Raw genomic sequence first — 226 nt, 5'->3', positions numbered from 1 at the left:
CCACAGGCGATTGATGAAAAAATTCTGATGATGCACCTGAATCTCAATAATTACTTGCGTACCATTATCCAACTCCGCCAAGACGTCTATACTGGTATAGAAATCCTGAGCCGAGTAAGGCAGGGATGGCAAGACATGAATATTGCTCCCCTCCAAAATGGTCACATTTTTTGCTGGCAAGTCCAACATATCGCGAATAAATTGACAAGTGATTTCTGGATTGCTA

At 42.0% G+C, this 226-nt stretch carries 1 protein-coding gene; it reads right to left on the bottom strand.

Annotated elements, in window-relative coordinates; translation table 11 throughout:
• Nucleotides 1-226, bottom strand: a 226-nt coding sequence (locus ADI58_RS00005) for a PD-(D/E)XK nuclease family transposase (RefSeq protein ID WP_049520986.1), incomplete at both ends; no start/stop codon positions are given.

Source organism: Streptococcus mitis (assembly GCF_001074635.1).
GTDB classification, from domain to species: Bacteria; Bacillota; Bacilli; order Lactobacillales; family Streptococcaceae; genus Streptococcus; species Streptococcus mitis_E.
This window is presented reverse-complemented; position numbering and strand designations above follow the sequence as displayed.